The 20,989-nt window shown below is 60.5% G+C and carries 20 protein-coding genes; 5 read left to right on the top strand and 15 right to left on the bottom strand.

The window, feature by feature from the left end; translation table 11 throughout:
- The first annotated feature begins 86 nt into the window (after nucleotides 1–86).
- Both yghU and ACFC20_RS02350 read left to right on the top strand, forming a co-directional pair.
- The gene (yghU, locus tag ACFC20_RS02355) at nucleotides 87–959 is read left to right on the top strand and encodes a glutathione-dependent disulfide-bond oxidoreductase (RefSeq protein ID WP_375191595.1); all 873 of its coding nucleotides are present in this window, start codon (nucleotides 87–89) and stop codon (nucleotides 957–959) included.
- Nucleotides 956–1,516, top strand: coding sequence for a TIGR00730 family Rossman fold protein (locus ACFC20_RS02350; protein WP_375191594.1), 561 nt, complete (start codon nucleotides 956–958; stop codon nucleotides 1,514–1,516). The genes yghU and ACFC20_RS02350 overlap by 4 nt, the downstream gene beginning before the upstream one ends.
- 27 nt (nucleotides 1,517–1,543) lie before the next feature.
- Here ACFC20_RS02350 and ACFC20_RS02345 read toward each other — a convergent pair whose 3' ends face one another.
- The 3 genes from ACFC20_RS02345 to ACFC20_RS02335 form a co-directional block, all read right to left on the bottom strand.
- Nucleotides 1,544–1,720 carry a hypothetical protein gene (locus tag ACFC20_RS02345; protein ID WP_167363232.1) on the bottom strand — a complete coding sequence of 59 codons (177 nt, stop codon included), beginning with the start codon at nucleotides 1,718–1,720 and terminating at the stop codon, nucleotides 1,544–1,546.
- A gap of 113 nt (nucleotides 1,721–1,833) precedes the next feature.
- Entirely contained in the window at nucleotides 1,834–2,577 is a 744-nt protein-coding gene (locus ACFC20_RS02340) for a spermidine synthase (protein ID WP_375191593.1), read from the bottom strand.
- Between the two features lie 6 nt (nucleotides 2,578–2,583).
- Nucleotides 2,584–2,916: an ankyrin repeat domain-containing protein gene (locus ACFC20_RS02335; RefSeq protein WP_375191592.1), complete on the bottom strand. Its 333-nt coding sequence runs from the start codon at nucleotides 2,914–2,916 to the stop codon at nucleotides 2,584–2,586.
- Between the two features lie 133 nt (nucleotides 2,917–3,049).
- Here ACFC20_RS02335 and ACFC20_RS02330 point away from each other — a divergent pair, with 133 nt between their 5' ends.
- Nucleotides 3,050–3,673, top strand: coding sequence for a YbhB/YbcL family Raf kinase inhibitor-like protein (locus ACFC20_RS02330; protein WP_091989584.1), 624 nt, complete (start codon nucleotides 3,050–3,052; stop codon nucleotides 3,671–3,673).
- Between the two features lie 131 nt (nucleotides 3,674–3,804).
- The gene (locus tag ACFC20_RS02325) at nucleotides 3,805–4,656 is read left to right on the top strand and encodes a UDP-2,3-diacylglucosamine diphosphatase (RefSeq protein ID WP_375191591.1); all 852 of its coding nucleotides are present in this window, start codon (nucleotides 3,805–3,807) and stop codon (nucleotides 4,654–4,656) included.
- A gap of 2 nt (nucleotides 4,657–4,658) precedes the next feature.
- Here ACFC20_RS02325 and ACFC20_RS02320 read toward each other — a convergent pair whose 3' ends face one another.
- Nucleotides 4,659–5,834 (bottom strand): ADP-ribosylglycohydrolase family protein, encoded by a 1,176-nt coding sequence (locus tag ACFC20_RS02320; protein WP_375191590.1) that lies wholly within the window; start codon nucleotides 5,832–5,834, stop codon nucleotides 4,659–4,661.
- Between the two features lie 191 nt (nucleotides 5,835–6,025).
- Here ACFC20_RS02320 and ACFC20_RS02315 point away from each other — a divergent pair, with 191 nt between their 5' ends.
- Nucleotides 6,026–6,700, top strand: a complete 675-nt coding sequence (locus tag ACFC20_RS02315) for an FAD-binding oxidoreductase (RefSeq protein WP_375191589.1) — start codon at nucleotides 6,026–6,028, stop codon at nucleotides 6,698–6,700.
- 1 nt (nucleotide 6,701) lies between these two features.
- Here ACFC20_RS02315 and ACFC20_RS02310 read toward each other — a convergent pair whose 3' ends face one another.
- From ACFC20_RS02310 to ACFC20_RS02260, 11 genes are all read right to left on the bottom strand, one after another.
- Nucleotides 6,702–7,520, bottom strand: coding sequence for an ABC transporter ATP-binding protein (locus ACFC20_RS02310; RefSeq protein ID WP_375191588.1), 819 nt, complete (start codon nucleotides 7,518–7,520; stop codon nucleotides 6,702–6,704).
- 17 nt (nucleotides 7,521–7,537) lie between these two features.
- Entirely contained in the window at nucleotides 7,538–8,614 is a 1,077-nt protein-coding gene (locus ACFC20_RS02305; protein ID WP_375191587.1) for a FecCD family ABC transporter permease, read from the bottom strand.
- 1 nt (nucleotide 8,615) lies between these two features.
- Nucleotides 8,616–9,620, bottom strand: a complete 1,005-nt coding sequence (locus ACFC20_RS02300; RefSeq protein WP_375191586.1) for a FecCD family ABC transporter permease — start codon at nucleotides 9,618–9,620, stop codon at nucleotides 8,616–8,618.
- Nucleotides 9,617–10,540, bottom strand: coding sequence for an ABC transporter substrate-binding protein (locus ACFC20_RS02295; RefSeq protein WP_375191585.1), 924 nt, complete (start codon nucleotides 10,538–10,540; stop codon nucleotides 9,617–9,619). The genes ACFC20_RS02300 and ACFC20_RS02295 overlap by 4 nt, the downstream gene beginning before the upstream one ends.
- Complete coding sequence (locus ACFC20_RS02290) at nucleotides 10,540–12,651, bottom strand: TonB-dependent receptor family protein (protein ID WP_375191584.1); 2,112 nt, start codon at nucleotides 12,649–12,651, stop codon at nucleotides 10,540–10,542. Before ACFC20_RS02290 ends, ACFC20_RS02295 begins: the two co-directional genes overlap by 1 nt.
- Nucleotides 12,652–12,751: 100 nt before the next feature.
- Complete coding sequence (locus ACFC20_RS02285) at nucleotides 12,752–13,948, bottom strand: type III PLP-dependent enzyme (protein WP_375191583.1); 1,197 nt, start codon at nucleotides 13,946–13,948, stop codon at nucleotides 12,752–12,754.
- The gene (locus ACFC20_RS02280; protein WP_375191582.1) at nucleotides 13,941–15,791 is read right to left on the bottom strand and encodes an IucA/IucC family protein; all 1,851 of its coding nucleotides are present in this window, start codon (nucleotides 15,789–15,791) and stop codon (nucleotides 13,941–13,943) included. Before ACFC20_RS02280 ends, ACFC20_RS02285 begins: the two co-directional genes overlap by 8 nt.
- Nucleotides 15,782–16,975 carry an MFS transporter gene (locus tag ACFC20_RS02275; RefSeq protein ID WP_375191581.1) on the bottom strand — a complete coding sequence of 398 codons (1,194 nt, stop codon included), beginning with the start codon at nucleotides 16,973–16,975 and terminating at the stop codon, nucleotides 15,782–15,784. The genes ACFC20_RS02280 and ACFC20_RS02275 overlap by 10 nt, the downstream gene beginning before the upstream one ends.
- Nucleotides 16,972–18,768, bottom strand: a complete 1,797-nt coding sequence (locus ACFC20_RS02270; RefSeq protein WP_375191580.1) for an IucA/IucC family protein — start codon at nucleotides 18,766–18,768, stop codon at nucleotides 16,972–16,974. Before ACFC20_RS02270 ends, ACFC20_RS02275 begins: the two co-directional genes overlap by 4 nt.
- A complete protein-coding gene (locus ACFC20_RS02265; RefSeq protein ID WP_375191579.1) occupies nucleotides 18,768–19,979 on the bottom strand; it encodes a hypothetical protein in 1,212 nt (403 codons plus the stop codon). The genes ACFC20_RS02270 and ACFC20_RS02265 overlap by 1 nt, the downstream gene beginning before the upstream one ends.
- A 38-nt stretch (nucleotides 19,980–20,017) precedes the next feature.
- Nucleotides 20,018–20,797, bottom strand: a complete 780-nt coding sequence (locus tag ACFC20_RS02260; RefSeq protein ID WP_375191578.1) for an HpcH/HpaI aldolase/citrate lyase family protein — start codon at nucleotides 20,795–20,797, stop codon at nucleotides 20,018–20,020.
- Between the last annotated feature and the right edge of the window lie 192 nt (nucleotides 20,798–20,989).

Genomic DNA, 20,989 nt, shown 5'->3' with positions numbered 1-20,989 from the left:
GTTTGATCTTCCATGCTAGAGTTTTCGGCCCCGGGCTCAATGCGACCTCGGAGCCAGCTGACTGCTACTTTGTGAGGAGAAAGACCATGAGCGACGCGACCTATACACCACCCAAAGTCTGGAAATGGGACTCCGAGAGCGGGGGTCGGTTCGCCAGTATCAATCGGCCGATCGCCGGCCCGACCCACGACAAGGAACTGCCGGTGGGCAAGCACCCGCTGCAGCTGTATTCCCTGGCCACACCCAACGGGGTAAAGGTGACGGTAATGCTCGAGGAGCTCCTGGAGCTCGGCTTCAGGGAGGCCGAGTACGACGCCTGGTTGATCCGGATTACCGAAGGTGAGCAGTTCGGCAGCGGCTTTGTGGAAGTGAACCCGAACTCCAAGATCCCGGCCATGATGGACCACAGCGTGAATCCGCCCCTGCGCCTGTTCGAGTCGGGCTCCATCCTGCTGTACCTGGCGGAAAAGTTTGGTGCCTTCCTTCCGAAAGACACCGCCGGCCGGGCCGAAACCCTGAACTGGCTGTTCTGGCAGATGGGCAGCGCGCCCATGCTCGGCGGCGGCTTCGGGCATTTCTATGCCTACGCGCCCGAGCACTACGAGTACCCGATTAACCGCTACACCATGGAAGTGAAACGTCAGCTGGATGTGCTGAACCGTCAGCTGGCAAACCACCGCTACATTGCCGGCGACGAATACACCATCGCCGACATGGCGATCTGGCCCTGGTACGGCGCCCTGGTGAAAAACAAGGTGTACGACGCGGCGGAATTCCTGGAAGCCCACACCTACACCCACGTGATTCGCTGGGCCGACGAGATTGCCAAGCGCCCGGCGGTGAAGCGGGGCCGAATGGTCAACCGCGCCTGGGGTGAGCCCGAAAGCCAGCTGCACGAACGCCATGACGCCAGTGATTTCGAGCTGCGGACCCAGGACAAAATCGGGGACGGCGAATGAAAATCGCCGTCTACTGCGGTTCCAGGACCGGCAACAATCCGGTCTTCGCCGACAAGGCCCGGGAGCTGGGTGACTATTTCGGCAGGAACGGCATTGAGCTGGTGTTCGGAGGCGGCCATGTCGGCCTCATGGGCGTGGTGGCCGATGCCGTGCTTGCCGCTGGCGGCCGGGTGCACGGGGTTATCCCCGAGCACCTGCGGGACCGGGAGCTGGCCCACGGCGGCCTGACAGAACTGCATGTGGTGAAGAACATGCACGAGCGCAAGGCCCTGATGGCGGACCTGGCGGACGGTTTCGTGGCGCTGCCCGGTGGCATTGGCACCCTGGAAGAGCTGTTCGAGGCCTGGACCTGGGGCCAGTTGGGGCTGCATCGCAAGCCTTGCGCCATCTACAACGTCAATGGCTTCTTTGATCCGCTACTGGCCATGGTCAGCACCATGGAGCAGGCCGGTTTCCTTGGCCAGCAATACATCGACATGCTGGTACAGACCGACCAGCCCGAGTCTTTGCACCGGGCTTTTGAGGGTTACCAGGGCCCGGGAGAAAAGTGGACCTGAGGCCCTGGGGCCCGGCCGTGCCGGGCCTTATTCCCCGCCTTCCTTTGCTTTGCGGATCGCTTCCAGTTTTTCGTGCAGCAGGGCCTCAAGCTTGATCAGCTTCTCACGGTTTTTCTCGTTTGGCCGGTTGGTGTACAGGTCCACGTAGGTCCGGGTGACTTCACTGAGCACCGGATGAAGCTTTTTATAGTCGTCCTCGCTCATGATTCTGGGTCCTCCTGAGCATGTGGGCTTCCCTACCCGTAACTATGGAGCATAGTTCCCATTGATCAAGGTCCATTCCCAGGCGAAAGTCCGAAGTGCAAGCCCGCGCCGATCTATTCCATCCGCGTGACCTTGGCCATCAGGCGTCGCCAGTCGATGGGCAGCCGGGCCTCGAAGTCCTCCAGTATCGGGTCCCTGGGGTGCACTGACTGGAAGTGGTGCTTGCTGGCGTACACCACGGTGTTGTTGCTCTTGCTACGGAACGTCAGTAGCACCGCAAAATAGCGCTTCAGTCGCCGGAAATAGGGGCCGTCGACGTCCGGTGTCCGGTGATAGTTCAGCACCAGCCAGCCGTCGTCGGCCAGCACCCGCGCGCACTGGTCCACAAACTGCCGCTGGGCCTGGGCAGGGCTCATCCGGTCGGCAGTGTACAGGTCGGCCAGGATCATGTCGGTGCTTCCGGGCGGCGCCTTCTCCAGGGCGCTGCGGGCGTCGGCGATGGTAACCTCAAGCCGCTCGCTGTCGGGCAGCTCGAAAAACTCCCTTGCCGTTTCCAGCACCGCTTGCCGCAATTCGATGGCGTGGATCCGGCACTCCGAAAACAGATGGTGGAACGCGTTTGCCATGACGCCTCCGCCAAGGCCCAGGAGCGTGACATGCCCGGGGTTGGCGAACAGCGAGGGCAGCATCATGGCCCGGTTGTATTCGTGCACGGGCAGGTACGGGTAGCGGCGGTCAATCTTGCTCTGCTCGAACACCGTGTTGAAGGTCAGCACCCGGTGCTTGCGGTAGTCGATCACCAGAATGCTGCCCAGGGCATCCCGGGTGTGATGGATAATCTCGCCTTTGTTGAACATGCCGGGTTACTGGCCGTGGTCGTCGAGCAGTCGTCGGACCTCTTCTGTGGCCGCCACGGAACGGGCGGTGTTGCCGTGGTTGTCCTGCACATCGGCCCTGGCACCCTGCTCCAGCAGCAGGCGCACCGTATCCGTGTGGCCGTTGCGGCTGGCCAGCATCAACAGGGTTTCGCCATCACTGTTGCGCATGTTGGCCGGAACGCCGGCGCTCAGCATGACACTGAGTGGTCCGGCACCGCCATTGCGGGCCAGCTCGAAAATGCCCTGGGCGAAGGCAACGGCGTCTTCGTCTTTCTGGCTGGCGGGCTTCTGGGGCTTGCCGTGTCTGTTATTGGGCATCGGGGCTCCGTGGTCAGGTCAATCGATTTTGTGTTAAAACCGTACGTATTATCACAGAACCTGGCTGTCCCAGTCACAGCCAATGAGTTCCTGGCCCAAACGCCAAACCGCCTAGACAAGAGGAGGCAACGCCGTGAAACTAGAGGTTCGAGGCATCGAGGAAGGCCAACCGATTCCGGAGAAATTCGCGTTCGGGGTCTACAGCGAGGAAGACCACATGAGCTTTGGTCCCAACCGGAATCCCGAAATCGTCTGGGAAGGCGCGCCGGAGGGCACCAAAAGCTTTGCGATCATCATGTTCGACCCGGACGTGCCCAGTGTGGCGGATGACGTAAACCAAGAAGGCAAGACCGTCTCCAAAGACCTGGAACGGGTGGACTTTTTCCACTGGCTGCTGGTGGACATTCCCGCCAACATCAGTCGCATTCCGGAAGGCGAGGACAGTGACGGTGTCATCCCCAAGGGCAAGGAACCCGGCCCCGGCCCCATTGGCATTCGCGGTGTGAACAATTACACCCAGTTCCTGGCCGGCAATCCGGACATGAACGGCACCTACGCCGGCTACGACGGTCCCTGTCCGCCCTGGAACGATGAAATCATCCATCACTACCACTTCGAAGTTCACGCACTGGATGTCGACACCCTGGCCCTCGAGGGCGAGTTCGACGGCAACGACGTGCGCGAGGCCATGGCCGGGCACGTGCTGGCCAGCGCCAGGGTTACCGGCACCTACACACTGAACCCGGATTTGCGCTGACCCCGTAAAAGCGCTGCAACGAGTGTGGCAACACCCTGGCCGTCATTGAACTGTCTTTGTGTTGTCACCTCCCCGTCACCGGAGGCTGTCAGGGTTTAGGCATCCGGACTGGCTGAGAGACGGGAGACCACATGCGGCGCTACCGGAGTGTTTTCATATCCGATGTACACCTGGGTACGGCCGATTGCCAGGCCGACTACCTGCTGGATTTTCTCAACCAGGTGCACTGCCAGACCCTGTACCTGGTGGGTGACATTATCGACCTGATCGCCATGCAGCGACGGGTACACTTTCCCGATGCCCACCGCGCGGTCATCCACAAACTCATGGAACTGGCGAGCAGTGGTACCCGGGTGATCTACGTACCCGGCAATCACGACGACTTCCTGCGTCGCTTCTGCGGTCAGAGCATTGCTGGCGTTGAACTGCGCCTCAAGGCCGAGCACACCACCGCCGATGGCCGGCGGTTCATGGTCTGTCACGGTGACCAGTTCGACCAGGTGATGCGCTGCAGCCCGTTGATGCTGCTTGTGGGCGACCGGGCCCACGGCCTGCTGCTGCGCATGAACCGATGGTTCAACGCCTGGCGAAGGTTTCGGGGCAAGCCCTACTGGTCGCTCGCGGCCTGGGTCAAAGGCCGGATTGGCCGGGCCCGTACCTTTATCCGCCGGTTCGAGCTGGCGGCCCTGACCGTTGCCGAGAAAGGCCACTACGATGGTTTTATCTGCGGCCATATCCATTCTGCGGGCTTTCTGCGCAGTGAAGACGGACTTTATTGCAACGACGGCGACTGGGTAGAACATTGCACTGCTCTGGTGGAACGGCAGGATGGCCGGCTGGAGTTGCTGCATTGGTCGGAAAGCCCGAGGATACTGGCGACAGAACCCGAGGACCCGCATCCGGATGTCTGCGGTGAGGCCCGACCAGTGCTCGATGTTGTGCCCGCGGGATTTGTCGAGCAGGTGAACCGGCTGGCCAGTTGATATCAGGAGCCGTATACCAGCAATTCGATATTGCGATACACGGTTGCCGCGTCGTCGAGCTTTGCCAGCCAGCTCAGGGGAATCCCGCGCTCACCGCCAAGGCCATGGACAGCGGCCATCGCCGGCCCGATCAACCAGGCCCGTCCGCAGGAGTCGCCACCGCAAAGGATGTTGGCGCGAACCGCCTCCGTGTAGCTGCTGGCATGGCTCAGTACATGGAAGATCACCGGCATGGCTTCGTGAAGGTAACAGGTACGACCAAAGGTGTCGCCAGCGCCCGGCCCGTCGATCCGCCTGCCGGCCCGCGCTTTTTCCAGACTATCCGGGGCTGGTGACTCGTCGGTGGCGCTGTCGAGGGCCGTCGATAATGACTCGCCCCGGAACAGAAGATCCAACAGCCTCATGGCGCAGCGTGCCCATGCCACGGCCGTATCGTTGTGGTTGGTTACCCGCACCGCTGCTTCTGTAACCTTCAGAAGGTCCGGGTGGTCACAGTACACCGCCACCAGAGGCGCCAGCTTTGAGACGGCTGGCAGCTGGGTGTCGTCAGCGCCACTCTCGGCCACGCGATGTCGATCAATGGTTTCTGCCAGGTGAACACCGGCGTCCTGGATCCCGGAATCCTGGTAGGTCAGGTTAATGGCCTCGCGCACCGGCCGGGCCAGCTGGCTGCCGGTCAGCCGGCGTGTGTAGGGCATCACCTTTTGTACCAGGATGCGCTTCTGCTCGTCGGTGAGTCTGGCCGGCATGTCGGCCAGAGCCTCTTCTACCGCAGTGCGCTCGATGGCGTCAAAGTTCTCGAGCGTGATGCGTGTGGGGTTGTCGATGAAGCCACGCCATTGCCCGCCCGGCCCGAAAAACGACCGGAAACGGCGCTGGTAGTCGCGAATGTCCAGTGTGCCCTGGCAGGCTAGCAGACTTTCCATCAGCACGTGGGTGGCAGCGCCATAGTGGCTCACATCCCCCACTTGTTTGCCATCATGGGCAAAGTAACCAAACCCCTTGGTGTAGTACTCCGCTCTTGGCGGCAGGAACTCGGGACGGTCACCGCCGACCTCGGCGATGCGTTCGCTGCTGTAGAGCCAGTGCAGTCCCAGGCTGGCGGCATCGGCCACCCAGCCACCGGCAAGGGCCGCAATCATGGCTGGGTTTTGTTGTCCGGGTTGTGTGTCGGTCATTCGGGCCTCCTTGATTGGGATACAGAGCCTTGGCGGAGAGTACGAGCCGTTGCCTGAGGCCGGACCAATGTGCCCTGGCCCTTCCATCCTAGGGCTTTGCCGGAGTGGTCACCACTCCTCGAAGGGTGCGTACCAGAAACCGGCGTTGACGCTCCGACGGGGGGCTTCTAGGGTTAAAGGAGGAGGTGTCTATGAGTCATACACTGAAAATTCAGGATATTCAGAATGTGACCCACGATGTCAGGCAGATTCGCCTTGAGAAGCCTCAGGGTTACACGTTTACGCCCGGCCAGGCTACCGAAGTGGCGGTTGATCGCGAAGGCTGGCGGGACGAAGGCCGGCCCTTTACCTTCACCTCGCTCGATACCGACCCTTATCTCGAGTTCACCATCAAGATCTACCCGGACCACGAGGGTGTGACCGATCAGATTGGAAAGCTCAGCAAGGGCGATCACCTGATCATCGGTGACCCTTGGGGAACCATCGAATACAAGGGCGAGGGTGTGTTCCTGGCTGGCGGTGCGGGTGTAACCCCGTTTATCGCCATCCTGAGAGACCTGCATCGAAAGGGCGAGATCGGCAATAACCAGTTGCTGTTTTCCAACAAGAGTGAACGGGACATCATCCTCAAGGACGAGTTCGAGACGATCCTGGGTGATCAGTTCATTAACGTCATCACCGATGAAAAGCCCAGGGGTGATCATCTCTTTCTGGATGGGGTCATCGACAAGTCCTTTCTGAAATCGCACATCGAGAATTTTGATCAGGCGTTCTATGTGTGCGGTCCCGGCCCGTTCAACAAGGGCATTATGTCTGCGCTGAAAGGGTTGGGCGCCAAGCCGGACGCGCTGGTTTTCGAGAAGTAGGTCAGGTCACTGAAAGGCGCCGATTACTTGCACCACGGTCAGTTCTGATAGACCCGGCAAAGCCGCAACAGAATGGGCGGTTGTCCCGCCCGACCGTGACTGCCGTTGTTACGCCAAACACACGGCTGATAAGGTTCTCAGTGATGACCTCTCCGGGACTGCCGATGGTTTCGAGCTGGCCGTCCGCCAGTATCGCAATCCGATCGGCAAACTGTGCGGCCTGGTTCAGATCATGCAATGACATCACCACCGTGAGGCCGTGATCGCGATTCAGCGTGGATAACAACTCCAGCACTTCCAGCTGGTAGCCCCAATCGAGGAAGGTGGTGGGTTCGTCCAGCAGCAGAATGTCGGTTTCCTGGGCCAGGGCCATGGCAATCCATACCCGCTGCTGTTGCCCGCCGGACAGTGCTTCAACCGGGCGTTCAGCGAGATCCGAGACGCCCGTCATGGCCATGGCGTCGTGGATCGCGTTTTCGTCAGTGGTGAGGTTCCGCTGCCACCATCGACGATGCGGGAACCGACCCAGCGCCACCAGATCCCGGACCAGGATACCCTCCGGCACAATCGGTTTCTGGGGCAGCATGGCAAGCCTGAGGGCCAGCTTGCCCCGCTCCCATTGTGCAACCGGTTGGTCGTCCAGGTAAACCTGACCGGACCGGGGGGGCAACAGGCCGGCGAAACTTTTCAGCAAGGTACTTTTGCCCGAGCCATTGGGGCCCAGCAGACAGGTAATGCCACCCTCGGGAATCATCAGCGAGACGTTGTCTACTACCGTTTTGTCGCCGTAAGCCAGTGAGAGAGACTGGGTTCGTATCATGGGGAAGGGGTCCGGCTTCAGGGTTGACGCGATAACAGATACAGAAAGAAAGGTACGCCAAGGACGGCGGAAACGACGCCCACGGGCACTTCATAAGGTGTGAACAGCGTTCGGCCCAGTAAATCCGCCAGTACGGCCAGCACCGCGCCCAATAGTACACACAACACCAGCTGCACCGGAAGGTTGGCGCCGGCCAGCCGGCGGCTGATGTGGGGGATTAGCAGGCCAATGAAACCAACGGGGCCCACCACGCCGACCGCGCTGGCCGCCAACAGGGTGGCAATCAGCAGAGCAAAGGTACGCCAGCGGTTCAGGCCCAGGCCCAGCGTACGTGAGTGTTGGTCGTCGAGTTGCATCACATTCAGTGGGCGCATGAGCAGAACCACACCGATCAGCCCAATGAGTGTCCATGGAAGCAACGTGTGCAGGTGTTGCCACTCGCTACCATACAGCGAGCCGGCCAGCCATTGGGCCACCAGCTCGGTATGGGCGTGGCCCCAGAACGCCAGGGCACCGGTGGTCAGCGCGTGCAGCATGCCGGCAATGACAGCGCCGGTCAGCGTCATTTTCACCGGCGACAGCTGGCCATGGCGCATGCCAAGGCAAAACACCGCAAGCGCCGTCACCAGTCCCCCGGCCATCGCAAACAGTGGCAGGTATTGAAGGGCAAAGGAGGTATTGCTGTAGGGGTTCTCACTGGAGACCAGCCAGTCACCGACGATGAAGGCGATAACGGCCACCAGGCTTGCGCCGGCGGAGATGCCGAGAATGCCGGCTTCGGCCAGGGGATTGCGGCTGAGCAACTGCAACAGCCATCCCGACAGGGCGAAGTGAATACCGATAAGGGCGCCTGTCAGGGTGCGGGGCAGCCGCAGTTCGAAGACGACTCTCTGGACGTGTTGCGAACTGTCTCCGGTGAGCCCTGCCCACACCTGGGTCCAGGTCAGGTCCACCGCCCCCAGCTGAACGCCAGCGATGATGACAACAACCAGGCTGAGCCCGCCGGCCAGAAACAGCCAGGCGATAGGGCTGGCACCCGAAGGCCGACTGCCAGCGCGGCTTGCCCGGGTTGGTGTTGTTGCCGGACTGGTCACGTTATGCGCTCCGGGGTGAGGTTCGCGAATTGAGCAGGTAGATCAGCCATGGGGCTCCAATAAGGGCGGTCAGCATACCGACGGGTAATTCCTGGGGGAAGGCCAGTTGCCGTGCCAGGATATCGGCGGCCAGCAGCAACAGCCCTCCGAGCAGAGCGCTCAATGGTAGCCAGTGCTGAATCTGATCGCCCGCGATCCGCCGGGCGATGTGTGGCGCCACCAGGCCAATAAACACGATCGGACCGGTGAAGGCGACCAGCGCGGCAGCCAGCAGCAATGCCAGTAACAGGAAAGTCAGACGCCAGCGTCCGACGGCCAGGCCCATGGCCAGCGCCAGATCGTCGTCCAACTGCAACACACGAAAGGGGCGCTGCATGACCAACAGGGCACCGAGTGGCAGTAGCAGCCAGGGCAGCACCATCTGGAGCTGGAGCCAGCCCCGTCCCATCAGGCTGCCCGCCAGCCAATAGTAGAGTTCGGCCGCCTCCGCCCCGGATACCAGCAGAAGGCCGGTAGTCAGTGCCGTTGCCAGCGAGGTCACGGCGATGCCGGCGAGTACCACGCGCTCCGGCTGGAGCCTCCTTCGACCGGCGATGGCGAAGGTCAGAGCACCCCCGAGCAGGCCCCCGCTCAGTGCCATCAGCGGCAGCCACATTGCGCCCGGAGAACTCAGGGTTCGAAGTGATACCACCGCCAGGGCGGCAGACGCAATCACGCCGGTCAGGCCTGGGGATGCCAGGGAGTTCCGGGTAACGCCCTGCATGACGGCCCCGGCAACCCCAAGTGCGGCACCACCTAGAATGCCGAGCAGGTTGCGGGGTAGTCGCAACTCCAGCACGGTAATGCGCGTCAGCAGGTCGCTGCTGCCATCAATGGCTGACAGCAGCTGGAGCGGCGACACCCACTGGGAACCGGCCATCAGACCAACGAAAAACAGCAGCACCAGGAACAACAGAGTTGCCACGTAGAGAGTGGAGGGGCGTGCTGTCGAAGCGCTACCGATCATGTGCCGGAGTCCGGGGCCAGCAACAGACGCTGAACGTCATCGAGGATGCGCTCCCGGGCGATGGGTCCGGCGCCCTCTTTCCAGTAGTGCGGCACTTCGTAGACCTGCCCGGTGCTTACGGCCTTGAGATAGGGCCAGATCGGATTCATCGTGAACGCCCGCTGACGACTGGTGGGTAACAGGAGAATGGTGTCTGGATTGAGTTTCAGCAGGGCCTCAAGGCTGATCCGGTAGCCCAGGGGGATGCCGCTCTCGGGATTGGGCGGCTTGCCACCGACATTGTCGAACCCCAGTTGTTCAAGCACTGCAGTGGGCAGAAAGTGGTCGTAGTAGACAAAGGGCGTTTCACTGCCGCTGGTCAGCAGTGCCACGGTCCCCATGGGCTTGCCATGATTGCGCTCCGCGAGCGATTGAACGTGTTCGAGGAACCGATCGTTGAGTGCCTCCGCTTTGGCCGGCTTACCCAGCGCCTGGCCTGCCAGCTCCACCGCCCGCAGGCTGTCCTCGACCGTTATCAGGTCCAGGGCCAGGAGCGGAGCGATGGCTTCGATCTGGTCACCGTCCTTCTCGGTATAGCGGCGGATGGCGATCACGAGATCCGGCCGGACCGACGACAGCACTTCCAGATTGGGCTGGTGTCGCGGTCCGAGACCCCGAACACCGCTTAACTGTGGCGCCAGGTAGTCAGGCACCCCCTGGAGTCCGTAGTCGGTGACCGCAACCGGCGCTGTTCCCAGCGCCAGTGCGACATCCGCGCCGAAAGTCGAAATCGCCGCGGGCCGGGTTGCCGCAGCGGGCAACCGCAGGGTTTCCCCGCGGTCATCCGTCAGCTGGATGCTGTGGTTGTCTGCCCAGCCCGATACAGGCGAAAGCAGGACAACCAGCAGGCTCGTTGCAATCCGTTTCCGTAGTGAGGCCATCAGAAGTCCAGCTGGGCCTCGAGGATGAAGCTTCGGCCCGGCTGAGGTACCCGGCCGACCGGGCTGACGTCCACGCCCCGGAAGTAGTAATCCTCATCCAGCAGGTTGTTGACCGCCAGGCCAAGGTTCAGCACACGATCACCGCCTAACGCGAAGTCTCGACCGACCCGGGCAGTCACCAGGTGGTAATCCGGCAATTCACCGGCGCTGCCATTGCTGGTTTCTTCTTCGGTGTTGTCGGCATCGCTGTAGCTTTCGCTCACGTACACCCAGTTCACGCTGGCATCCCAGGCCTGGTAGCTGTATACCGCATCGGCGCTGACCTTATGGGTGGGCGCGTTGGGAAGCTCGTTGCCTTCGTTATCGCCGGACAGCTGTTCGGTATCCAGGAAGGTGTAACCCAGGCCCAGTACCCACTGGCTGTTCACATTCCAGCGGTTTGCCAGTTCGATGCCCTGGTGGCGGGTTTCGCCCAGGTTTTCAAAGCGGCTGGTTGAGCGATTGAACTGGATCTGGTCTTCATAATCGATACGGAACAGGGTGGCGGATGAGAACAGGTCCGGGGTCACCTGCAGGCGTGCGCCCAGCTCATGGTTCCAGGCGGTTTCATTGGCTACGGCACCTTCACGGGTGGTCTGGGCAATCTGGACCGGCACCAGGGAACGCTGGCTGTTGGCAAAGACAAACAGATCGTCAGATGCCTGGTAGCCCACGGTCAGACCCGGCAACAGCTCCTCAGCGTTGTTTTCCTCGGTGTTGCCACTGAGGTTGTCGCGGAAATCCATATCGACGTCTTCGTAACGCAGGCCAGGCGTCACGGTCAGACGGTCATCCAGGAAGGACACGGTATCGCTGACGTAGAAGGCCGCAGCCCGGGTGTCCAGGTGCCAGTCACGTGCCACGGAACGGTTACCGGAGGAAAGTTCCAGTCGGTTGACATCGAACTCCACATCCTCGCTGACAAATCGCGCGCCCAGGGTAATGTCATGGCGACCATGGCGAATCGCGAACCGGGGCTCGGTGCCCAGTACGGTGAACAAACGTGGTGAATCCGCAACGTGGGTGGAGTCCAGGCCGGGATCCGCCCAGTTGCCGGTGCCGCTGAGGTTCTGACCAAAGAAGAAGGTGCGGTCGGCATCGTGCACGAAGTTGCGCCACTGGAATTCCACGTTGTCTGCCGGCGTGTAGGTCCAGGTGAAAGTGGCGCGGCTCATATCGGCTTCGTAGCCATCGTAGGGACGCTGGCTCTGGGTACGGTCCTGCTCATAGGCCTGTGGTGTCAGGGCACCCGGAAGTTCGGCATCGACACGGTAGTACTGCAGCTGCGACGCCAGTTCATGCTGGTCGTTCAGGTAATAACGGGCATCCAGGATCAGGTTGTCCACTTCGGTATCGGAGTGGTCACGAAAGCCGTCGCCGCGCTGGACATTGGCCTGGAACTGCAGGTCGAGCTTGTCAGTGGCCCGGCCGCCGACCCGGTAGTAGGTGTCGGTAAAGACGTTTCCGGTCTCCTCCGCAATGGTTACCCGTTCGCGAAGAGTCTGGGAGGTTTCCGCCGGAATCGGCTTGGTAACGAAGTTCACCACGCCACCCACGTTGTTAGGCCCGTAATGAACCGAGGCGCCGCCCCGCACAATATCCACGACTTCCAGGCTCGGAAGGGTAACGGGGAAGAGCGACACGCCGACGTTGCTGTAGGGGCCGATGGCAATCGGGTAACCGTCCAGCAGAATCTGAAGTCGTTCACTGCGCAGCGGGTTCAGACCACGCACGCCGATATTGGGAAGAATGCCCGTGCCGGTTTCATCAAGCACTGTAACACCGGGTACCGGGCGCAGGGCGTCCTCCAGGTTCAGAGCGCCGGTATCCTGAAGCTCCTCTTCCTCCACCACGGTGCGGGCCCCTGTGTAGGTTCTTTCGGACGCCTCTGTCGGCGGCCCCAGCCAGTCTGCGGTGACGTTCAGTCCCGGAAGCAGGGCAGCAGCCTCAGCCTGCTCCTGTGCCACGGCGCCGGGTGCGATGCCCATGGCCAGCAGGGAGACGGGGAGCATGGCGATGGCTACAGACAAAGGGTGGCGCTTTAGTGGCGTTGAAACTTCAGACTTCGACATTGTGTTCTCCAGCACGTGTTTAATTTTAGTGCGCATTGTACTGATAATAATTCGCATTACAATCATGTCAGATTGTCCCACGGGTCAATCGGCTGTCCGGTTACTCGATGAAAACTTCGTTTGGGTGGGGATGCATCAGAAAGGCCTGATGGGAGATGTTCCAGGCGTAAGCCCCGGCGTAGTGGAAGATCACCAGATCGCCAATCCCGAGCGAGTCGACCTCAACCCGGCGGGCAAAGACATCCTTGGGTGTGCACAGCTGGCCAACCAGGGTGACAGGGCTGCCTTTGACGCCGGGTGATTCGAAGGTTGTCTCGGAGGCGGGCAATACCTCAAATGGATGATTGTGTGCTTGCGCCACAGGGGTCCGGAAGTGGTGTGTCCCACCCCGGCAAATCGCAAACCATTCGTCGCCACAGCGTTTGACATCCAGGACTTCGCCAACATAGAAACCGCAGGGGGCGGTGATGAAACGGCCACATTCGAAGCGGATGTTCCAGGCCCGATCCGAGTGAGCTTGAAGCAGCTCGTCGAGACCGGCACAAAACCCTGGCCAGTCAAATTGCTGATGGGGCTGTGTATAGTTGATCCCGATTCCGCCGCCGACATTGATCTCGGCAAGGTTCAGGTCGTACGTCGTTTCCCAGGCGCGAACCGACTCCAGGTAGTGCCTTATCAACGCAAGATGACGTTTCTCGTCGAGCTGGTGTGACATCAGGTGAAAGTGAAAGCCACGCAGCCTGACCCGGTTCTGCTTCGCCAGCAATGCCAGTGCTTCTGGTATACAGGCTTCCTCCATGCCAAACGGCGTGGGCACGCCGCCCATGGTAAGCCGTGTGGAGGGTGTTTCGGCCAGTTCGAGATTGATGCGCAGCAGAATGTCCTGAGGGGTCTGTTTTCGGTCGGCGATGTCACACAGGCGCCGTAATTCCAGCAGGCTTTCCACATGGATCCGTTCAACCTTCTGATCAATAGCCTTTTCGAGGTCCGATGCCAGTTTGCCGGGGCCGCCAAAAATTACGGGCGTGGTGGGGAAATGACGACGCACCCAGTCCAGTTCTCCACCCGACGCTACTTCAAAGCCCCGTACAAAGGGGGCCAAGGCGCCGAGCACCGGCAATGCCGGATTCGCCTTGGCGGCATAAAACATGTCACAGCCGGCCGGCAAGCACTCGACAATGCCCTTGATTCGGTTGCGGAGTCCGGGCAGGTCATACACATAGGCGCACAGCGGGTCGCTTTCACCGCGCTTGAGCGCGTGGATGGCCTGCTGAACGGAGGCAGGTACGTCAGGCATGGCACAGCTCCTCCATGGTCTCCACGGAGAAAGGCATCGTCAGCGCCAGCGGGTTGGGTACCCGGGTGTACTGTGACTCACGGTCCGGGCGCTTGAACAGTCGAGTCATCAGGTTACTTTTGTTGGGAATCGGGTCGCCCTCCAGAAGCCTGCCGAGAACATCCATGGCCCATGGGTCGTCGGTCTCTTCCAGCCAGTCGCGCACGACTCCGGCGAGTGCCTGCCATAACCGGCGTTCAATAGACTCGTCTCCTCCGCAGAGGCAGGCGACGGCCTGGAACAGGTGATTGATCAACAGGCAGTATGCGATCCGTTTCCAGGCTTTGTCCTGACTGTAATGAACCGACGCCAGTGTTTGTTCATCGAGGGTATCCGGCAGTTGTCCCGACCATCGCCCGGGCACGAGTTTCGTTCCCTCCAGGTCACGAACAAAAACCTGGACGGGATACCCCTCCCGAATGCCCACAACCACGTTTTGAAGGTGTGGTTCAAAGACCACGCCATGATGGAACAGCGACTCGAAGATCGGTGGGATCAGCAAGGTGAGGTACTGCTCGAACCACGCCAGTCTGGCCTCCAAAACGGTGAGCCGTTCTGCAAGGCCCATGGTATCGGCAGCTTCGATGGCTGGGCAGCGGCCGAAACAGTCTTCGCTGAAGAGTGCTGCGGCCAGCAAAGGTGTGACACCAGGGTCGAGGTACGGTTCGATACTGTCTCGCATAATGACGCCGAATCCCTCTGCTATGGTGCGGCGATCAGGCTCCGGGTGATCGGTAAAATCAACCGTCTGGTAGCCGGGCTCATACAGCAGCCTGAACCCGCGCCAACGGGCCAGTGACGGGGCAAGGTAGGTCTTGAGTGCGGCGGAGAGGGCTACAGCACTCTCCAATTCATAGACCGCGTTTTTCCGGATGCAGTTGGTCAGTCGGACGTGGGTTGAAAATTTGAGGAAGTAGGGGTTGCCGGGCTGGTACAGCGTGCGAACCGATGCGGTCGGGTAGAATCGTTGACCGGCCTGGCCCAGGGGCAGGATGCGCCCGGAACGGATAGCACTGAGGATGACGGGCAGGCGCATGAGGTAGCGTGCCTGCCAGGGGTGTACAGGAACCGCGACCCAACCGTCGGGCACATCCAGCCCGATGTCCGGACCGGAGGCTGAAACTGGCCCGGCAATGTCACCCCGGATGCGAAGATCGTCCGGATGAACAGCGAAATACGAGAGAGCGAAGCCCGCGCCCATCTCCGGGGAATATTGCAGGATATCTTCCGGGTCGAACCCTTCCCTGGATTTTGGTGCCGGGTGGTAACGGTGCCCGAAACTCAGGGATTGCTCAGACCAGCGGAAAGCCTCCAGCCCCTGTCCCCAATCCGCGGGAACGCGGGTGTATTCGAGAATGCTCCGCATGACGTTCCGGCTGAGAAGAATCTGTCGGTAGAGCTCGCCGTTGAAGGGTTCATTGAAGCGCCGTGCCATTTGATGGAGCAGGATCCGGCCCAATTGCTCCAGCTCCAGGACCCGCCAGCCCCTGAGCGCGGATTTGTGATACGGCGCGGACAGGTAGCGGTAGTTGCAGGTCTGCGAGTCTCCCGCCACCAGAACCAGCAGAAGATCTTCGGATTCCGGGAATGCAATCTGTAGCACGCTCACCGGTTCCAGAGCCAGGCGGACACGGAGTCCCTGCGGCCAGGATCGGCTGCCTTCACCTCGATGAACCGCCAGTTCTCCGGAGGGTTGGGCCAGATCCCGACAGTAGCAGTTCAGCAGGGCCTCCATGCTGGCTTGATCGGCCTGAAAGTCGCAGTGCTGATCTCTGAAATAATGATGCGAGGCTGTCATTGCCATGGCTTTACTCCTTGTTTAGGTGTTCTTGGTTCAGTGGCGGGAGAGCGGGATCGGTAGACGCTCAGAGTGATAGTAAGAAGTGTTACCCCGGCGCCCAGCCAGAACGGCGCCGTCTGATTGCTCATCCCTGTGGCAACACCCGCGAGTACCCCCGCGGCGACACCGGCCCATTTGCCCGCACTGTCGAGGGCGCCAAAGCTCTGGCCAGCGTTTTCTATCCGTGTGAGGCGTGCGGTTTCGGCATTAAGGGCAAAAAGACAGGTCGTCATGCCCAGCCCCATGACCAATCGTCCGGCGAGAATGGCGGCCGTTGTTCCGGCCGTCGCCTGAATAACGTAGGACAGTGCGAACAGTGCCAGGCCCGCGGGCAAGGTCAACGGGTTACCGAAAAACACGCTTCGTCGCAGTGGGCTGACCAGAATAATCAGGTAGATGGCATGAGGGAGGCTGTAGAGAACTCCGGCCATCGCAGCGGTGCTGCCCGTTCGTTCCTGGGTCCAGGGAATGAAGTAGGGAAAACTGGCCACCAGTGCGAAATTGAAACCGAAGTAAAGTAACCGCAATCGCAGCCAACTAGCGGATGCCGAAACCCTTTCACGGGAATGTTTCTGGCCACCAGCCCCACCCGAAACCGGATCTGGCGGAGCAAGCTTCCATACCAGCAGTGCCGACAGAAGCGGCAGAATGGCCATGTAGAGGTACAGACGCTGGGCTGGGACCCAGGTCATGAAAAAACCGAAAAGGATGGGCGCCAGTATCATGGCCGACCTGGCCGAGCCCTGCATCCAGTTCAGTGACTGGGTCAGGTTTTGACCGCGAGCAACGGTGGAGAGGTAAGCGCTCGATGCGGCAAAGGTTCCGCCCAGAAAGCCCTGAACCATCAGTGCCATGGCAAAGGTAACCACGCTCGGCGCCAATCCGGCGATTACGAAGGCCACGGCCAGGCCAATCTGGGCCCGCAGCAGCGACCAGCGGCGGCCGAAACGGTCTGCCACCCTCCCCCAGAACGGCGCCGCCAGCGCCGTGAAAACCGTCGGGATAATATAGAACCAGCCCACCCAGACGGTGTGTTCAACCGCAAATGTGTCGGTCAGGATCAGCCCAAAAAATGGTGGCATCCCCAGTGCCACCAAGGCCGCGGTAAAGTGGCTGAGCAGGACCACCGGCAGAACAGACTGGCTCATGATCCGTTCCTGAGAAAGTTCGGGGCCAGCTTACCGTAGAATTTATTGATGTCAGCGGCGCCGGTGCGGGACTTGCTTTCCAGGCTGCCAGCCCTGAGAAGATACTTGGTGTAAAGCTGGCGATCCTCCAGCAGCACCTTGCGCGCTGGCTGAGTATTGACGCCGAGGTCGTCAAGCTGATCGAGGACGCTGATCACCTCCTCACGAAGCACCCTATACCAGTGGGCCCTGGATCCGAGCCCCCGTGCGGACAGGCCCTCAAGAATAACCGCCAGGTTCAGTTGCAGGGTGATGGTGGTAAACATCTGCGCCAGAGGTGTTTCATCATTGACCAGGATGCGTTGATCCCGGAGTTGCGCGATTTTTGACTCCATGGACGGCATCTGGCCGCATAGCCTGTCTGGCCACAGCCTGGGGGCGTCGTTGTCCTTGAAAAGCAGCTGCGGTGGACGCCCCGGCGTGAGCAGCACCATGGAGTTCTGCTGATTGGACTCCAGCGCAATGCCGTAGACCAGCCAGAGTCGAAGATGCACCTCCAGCGTCAGGGCAGCGTACTGGCGCACCCATTGTGTCAGGTCGCCGTTATTGAACTCGTCCGCCATCATCTGGGCAACGCAGCGACCGTCAGGGTTGTCGGCTAACAGGGAGGCAACGGGCACGATCTGCTGCTGGTCATAAAGCCCGTAAAACCGGCGTACGATGCACCCCAGCCAGGGCAGATCGCCAACGTGCAAGCCTGAGGATTCGTCGGCTACGGCAAAGGTCCCTGCAAGCAGCGGGTCCTTGCCGGCTATCTCCTGCAGGATTTGCTGAACCGTATGACCATCATAGAGCGTGCTCGGTTTGACCGTTCGAATATTCCGGTTGCCCAGTGTGCGAATGGTCAAGGGGACTTTCACGTGGACCTCCGGCGCTGCCTCAAGCTGGAGGGTTCGTACCGACAGTGTTGGCTGAACCCAAAGCGCAGGCGCTGGCGCACGGATAACCCTGGCACCGATGTCTGTGGTCGACAGATACTCACTCAGCGCGGTGTCCCAGAGATGAGGGTGCACCGGCAAGAGCTGGTAGCTGTCGGCAAGCCGGTTATCCAGCCCTACCTCGCTGAAATCCGGCCAACAACCCGGGAGCTCCCCCATCGAAGTGATTTCCGAGCCGGGGACGGCAAGCCACCTTAACTGGAAACGCGGGGCAAATTCAGGCGCGTAGGCCATCAGTGCCGCCTTATCAAAGCCACTCTTGGCGCGGGCACTGGGATAAAACGGGTGATCGAGGAAGGCCGCGAGACGATCGAAGTAGAGCATGCGTTGGGCGAGTCGGGGAAAATCCTTCCAGCTATGGCCCTGACGGCAGATTTCATCAAACCACCGGGATCGCTCCGCCCGGCAGAGGGTGTCGTGGGCCTCCGCTGTTCTGCACTCATCGGCATACACCTGTAACGGGTTCGTGGAATCGCCTTGTTCCCCCGCACTGAGGCAGGCCAGGACCTGTTCATAGTGATCTACCTCCGACACGCTCGCGGTGTGATCCGCGGGCTGCCAGATGAGCTTGTCGCCACTCCACTGCCAACGCTGCATGAAGGTTGCCGGATGGACAGGCAACCAGAAGATGCCCTGCGCCAGCGCCCACCTTAACCAGGTCGCCGGTGTTCCCGGGGAGCCGGGCACGCTGTCCACCCCAACTACCTGAGCATCGCTCTGACAGCCGGCCACGTCTTCGCGGATCAGGGCATCGACCAGCCTCCGGGTCAGATACTGCCCGGGGGCTGTTGAAGACAGAGCGGTGTTGCTGGTCATCAGCCTATCTCCCACTCTGCTTCAAGATCGGTGGCCCATTCGGCCAAGGTATCCTGCACCCGCGAGGGATCGCTGGAAAACAACCGCAGCACGCCCAGGTAGTCCTTGTTTGAATGAGTCAGTCGGACGTCATCGCCCACTTTCCTCAAAGGCTCAAACTCGGCAATGCCGTCACCGCACGGCTCCCTGCGCTCAGGAGCTGAACGGCGAACCCGCCCGCTGGTAGAAGCACTGAGATAGCGTATCTGCGCCGCCTGCGTGGGAGGGGATAATTCAAGAGGGTTGCCAACATGGGCCTGAAGGATGGCATGGAACAGTCCATGATTCGTCATGCGGTCAAGCAGGAATTCGCGGCCATCTCCCACCGTTCGGTAATTGATCTCGATAAGTCTCGGGCCAGTGGCGGTGATCACAAATTCGGAATGGCAGGAGCCGAGGCCAACACCGAAGTGCCTTACCTGCCTGAACATTTCCTGCAGGTGAGGACTGTCCGGCTGGTAGGGCACCCACGCCGCTTCAAGTTCGACGAAATGGGGAGGCTCGGAAAGCTGCACTTCAAATCCTCCGAGCGCAATCAGGCTGTTCCCGTCGCCAATGGTCTCCAGAGTGTGAACAGGGCCTGAAAGAAACTCTTCCAGCAGCAAGGGTTGCCCGGGTTGTTCCTGCCAGAACTGGTCACAGAACGATTGAAGTTGCCCAGCGTTGTCGAGGCGCCTGACGTTGAGGCTGGCAACCCCCTCCCGGGGCTTGGCAATACACGGGAAGGGAACGTCGTCGATCACCTTCCCCAGGGATGTCTGATCATTCACAGCCCTGAACCAGCATGCGCCATCATCGATCGCTTTCAGGTACTGGCGCATGGCGGCCTTGTTTTTTGCCCGGTAACAGGTTTGCCAGTCTTTGCCCGGCAGATTCAGGTAGGCTGCGGCCAGAGCGGTCACCGTCTGCAGGTGATCGCTGTTGGAGAACACGCCCAGGGGCGCCGGGAGTTCTGAAAGAAGATCGATAACAGACAGGGGATTGAAGACATCACACTGGAGAATCTGATCCGGATAGGCGGGAAGATCCGGTTGACTGAAATAGTGGTGATGAGTCGCTGCCTGGTCTGTCAGCAGGATTACTTTCAACCCCATCGACTTGGCGACTGGCAGAAATCCCCGATTCACGGCTGGCGTTGGAACATGAGCAAGAAAAAGAACGGTATCGCGCATTGGAAAACTCTTGTCAGACTTGAATAAGAATGGTTGCCTCAGTACGAGCTCGGCTCGGTACGGCAGGTCGCAAGGTGAGACTTGAGATACTTGAAGAGCAGACTGCGGTCTTCTCCCAACAGAAAGGCTTTTGCTCCCCACTCCCGCCATTCTGTTAATTGCCCAGGGCTTCGGGGCAAAGCGCAAAATTCCACCGGACGCCCGCGGCAACTCGCTGCCAGTTCCGCGATGGCGTGATTGACGGATGAATGGAACGGGTCACCCGGCCAGCCCAGTGATTGCGACAGATCGACCGCTCCCGGCAGAACCCAGTCGACGCCGGCAACATCGAGGATGGCTTCCCGGTTTTCAATGCCGTCCTGATCCTCAATCATGAGCACAATGAGGACTTCCTGGTTTGCCTGGCGGAGATACTCTTTCAGAGGGAGGGTGCCGAAACCGGTTGTCCGCCCACCGGTAATGCCACGCTGGCCGGCCGGTGCATAGCGGGCCATCTGAACAACCTCCTGCGCCTCTGCGGCGTTACGGACGCGGGGCACAACGATGCCCTGGGCTCCGCTGTCCAGGGCACGGGTAATCGCTGCGCGATCAATCCCCGGAACCCGCACCAGAGGGGTGACGGAGGCACACTCGGCGGCGCGGATCATATGTTCCAGGGACTCTGGATTGGTGGACATGTGTTCCGTGTCCAGGATGACAAAGTCATAGCCGGCATGGCCGATCATCTCGATCATCCAGGGCGTTGGCACTGCGTTCAGGAGTCCAAAGGCGGGTAAGCCATCGGTGATCAATTGGCGCGTGCGGTTATTGGTCAGCATTGGTGGCAATCCTGATTAACGAGAATGATTATCAAAAACATTAGATATCATTTTGCATTTGCCGACAACCGTAGCCCCGCGCTCCATGTATCAGCGCCCGTTGCTTCCCGGGGCGTTGTTGGGCTCAAAAAATAGGTGGAGTCGCTGGCAATGTCGGCTATCGCTGTTTCTTTTGGTGAGCGATTGTTCAAG

The organism is Marinobacter sp. (genome assembly GCF_041984545.1).
In the GTDB taxonomy this organism is placed as follows: Bacteria; Pseudomonadota; Gammaproteobacteria; order Pseudomonadales; family Oleiphilaceae; genus Marinobacter.
Note: the sequence above shows the minus strand (reverse complement) of the source record. Positions and strands in the feature narration are given on the sequence as shown.